The organism is Paracoccus sp. R12_2 (assembly GCF_017744015.1).
Classification (GTDB): domain Bacteria; phylum Pseudomonadota; class Alphaproteobacteria; order Rhodobacterales; family Rhodobacteraceae; genus Paracoccus.
Genome location: NZ_JAGHRA010000033.1, coordinates 2501 through 5701, shown reverse-complemented (window position 1 = coordinate 5701; position 3201 = coordinate 2501). Strand labels below are relative to the sequence as shown.

1 tRNA gene and 2 rRNA genes are annotated in these 3201 nt (G+C 54.4%); all 3 read right to left on the bottom strand.

Annotation, left to right across the window (positions count from 1 at the left end):
• Window positions 1-3: 3 nt before the first annotated feature.
• A tRNA-Met gene (locus tag J7359_RS19635) sits at window positions 4-80 on the bottom strand.
• Between the two features lie 67 nt (window positions 81-147).
• Window positions 148-262, bottom strand: a 5S ribosomal RNA gene (gene rrf / locus J7359_RS19630).
• 85 nt (window positions 263-347) lie between these two features.
• Window positions 348-3180, bottom strand: a 23S ribosomal RNA gene (locus J7359_RS19625).
• Window positions 3181-3201: the final 21 nt, after the last annotated feature.

The window sequence follows — 3201 nt, the reverse complement described above, 5'->3', positions numbered from 1 at the left end:
TTTTGGTTGCGGGGACAGGATTTGAACCTGTGACCTTCAGGTTATGAGCCTGACGAGCTACCGGGCTGCTCTACCCCGCGCCAATTGCATCGCGGTGATCTGCGGTGCTTTTTGTCATCGTTTCAGAGAGTTTCCGTTTCTTTCCAGGTCTGGCGGTGACCTACTCTCCCACGTCTTGAGACGCAGTACCATTGGCGCTACGGCACTTAACGGCCGAGTTCGGGATGGGATCGGGTGTTTTGCTCGTGCTAAAGCCACCAGACCGGGAAAGAAACGGATCGGCGTTGCCCCTTTCGGGGCGATGTTGTCCAAGGATGCTTTTGGAAGAAGTCCTGCTTCTTCCGGATCAAATCAAGCCTATCGAGCCATTAGTACCGGTCAACTGAACGCATTGCTGCGCTTACATCTCCGGCCTATCGACGTGGTGGTCTTCCACGGCTCTCAAGGGATACCTTGTTTTGAGGGGGGCTTCCCGCTTAGATGCCTTCAGCGGTTATCCTGTCCGTTCATAGCTACCCAGCACTGCCGTTGGCACGACAACTGGTCCACCAGTGGAACGTTCACCCCGGTCCTCTCGTACTAGGGGCAACTCCTCTCAAGTATCCAACACCCACGGCAGATAGGGACCGAACTGTCTCACGACGTTCTAAACCCAGCTCACGTACCTCTTTAAACGGCGAACAGCCGTACCCTTGGGACCTGCTCCAGCCCCAGGATGAGATGAGCCGACATCGAGGTGCCAAACGATGCCGTCGATATGGACTCTTGGGCATCATCAGCCTGTTATCCCCAGCGTACCTTTTATCCGTTGAGCGATGGCCCTTCCACTCGGGACCACCGGATCACTATGGCCGTCTTTCGACTCTGCTCGACTTGTCAGTCTTGCAGTCAGGCTGGCTTCTGCCATTGCACTCAACGAGCGATTTCCGACCGCTCTGAGCCAACCTTCGCGCGCCTCCGTTACTGTTTGGGAGGCGACCGCCCCAGTCAAACTACCCGCCACGCAGGGTCCCGGATCCGGATAACGGACCGCGGTTAGACATCAAGAGTGCGAAGGGCGGTATCTCAAGGATGGCTCCACGAGAACTAGCGTTCCCGCTTCAAAGCCTACCGCCTATCCTGCACATCGCAATCCTGATGCCAGTGCGAAGCTGTAGTAAAGGTGCATGGGGTCTTTCCGTCTAACCGCGGGAAGTCTGCATCTTCACAGACAATTCAATTTCGCTGAGTCCACATTTGAGACAGCGGGGAAGTCGTTACGCCATTCGTGCAGGTCGGAACTTACCCGACAAGGAATTTCGCTACCTTAGGACCGTTATAGTTACGGCCGCCGTTTACCGGGGCTTCAATTCAATGCTTGCACATCTCCTTTTAACCTTCCGGCACCGGGCAGGCGTCAGACCCTATACGTCGCCTTGCGGCTTCGCAGAGCCCTGTGTTTTTAGTAAACAGTCGCCACCCCCTGGTTTGTGCCCCCGACCGACAGTTGCCTGCCAATCGGGCCTCCTTCTCGCGAACTTACGGAGGTATTTTGCCGAGTTCCTTAAATGTGGTTCTCTCAAGCGCCTTGGTATTCTCTACCAGTCCACCTGTGTCGGTTTCGGGTACGGTCTCACGGAGGGCTATTTCCAGGAACCCCTCAGCAGCCCATTCAATCCGATAAGGATGAACTACCTTCGGGATCCGTCACCATCTCCTGGCCCAGGAATATTAACCTGGTTCCCATCGACTACGCCTTTCGGCCTCGCCTTAGGGGCCGGCTTACCCTGCTCAGATTAGCTTTAAGCAGGAACCCTTGGACTTTCGGCGACAGGGTCTCTCACCCTGTTTGTCGCTACTCATGTCAACATTCTCACTTCTGATCACTCCACCGGATGCCTCACGGCCCGGCTTCACAGTCAGAACATTGCCTCCGTTGCATCCGAGGACGCAAAAGAGGCAGCGTTCTATATCACAGAACGCTCCGCTACCACGCACGTAAACGTGCATCCAAAGCTTCGGCTCGTGGCTTGAGCCCCGTTACATCTTCGCCGCAAGACAGCTTGATTAGACCAGTGAGCTGTTACGCTATCTTTAAAGGATGGCTGCTTCTAAGCCAACCTCCTGGTTGTTTTGGCCGTCTCACATGCTTTCCCACTTAGCCACGAATTGGGGGCCTTAGCTGTTGGTCAGGGTTGTTTCCCTCTCCACGACGGACGTTAGCACCCGCCGTGTGTCTCCCGGATAGTCCTCTCGGGTATTCGGAGTTTGCTTAGACTCAGTAAGGCTGTGGGCCCCCATCATCCATGCAGTGCTCTACCCCCCGAGGGATACGTCCGAGGCGCTACCTAAATAGCTTTCGCGGAGAACCAGCTATCTCCGAGTTTGATTGGCCTTTCACCCCTAGGCACAAGTCATCCCGACCTTTTTCAACAGGTGTGGGTTCGGCCCTCCAGTTGGTGTTACCCAACCTTCAGCCTGCTCATGCCTAGATCACTCGGTTTCGGGTCTGATCCGTCTAACTCTGTCGCCCATTTAAGACTCGCTTTCGCTGCGCCTACACCTAACGGCTTAAGCTTGCTAGACAGACCAAGTCGTTGACCCATTATACAAAAGGTACGCCGTCACATCTCAAGGATGCTCCGACTGCTTGTAGGCGTCCGGTTTCAGAAACTGTTTCACTCCCCTCGTCGGGGTGCTTTTCACCTTTCCCTCACGGTACTGGTTCGCTATCGGTCAGCAAGGAGTACTTAGCCTTCGGGGGTGGTCCCCCGATCTTCAGACAGGATTTCACGTGTCCCGCCCTACTTAATACGTCCGATTGAACTTCCCATACGGGGCTGTCACCCTCTATGGCTGATCTTTCCAGATCATTCCGGTCATTCTTTCGGCTCGGCTGGTCCCCGTTCGCTCGCCACTACTAGGGGAGTATCTGTTGATTTCCTTTCCTCCGGGTACTTAGATGTTTCAGTTCCCCGGGTTCGCTCTTAAAACCCTATATATTCAGGTAGTAAGTACCTGGTTATGCAAACTGTTGATTACCCAAGGGTAACAACAGCAAACATTCAGGTGGGTTTCCCCATTCGGAAATTCATGGATCAAAGCTTATTCTCAGCTCCCCATGACTTATCGCAGAGTATCACGTCCTTCATCGCCTCTTGCTGCCAAGGCATCCACCAAACGCCCTTATCGCGCTTGATTTGATCCGGAAGAAGAAGGACT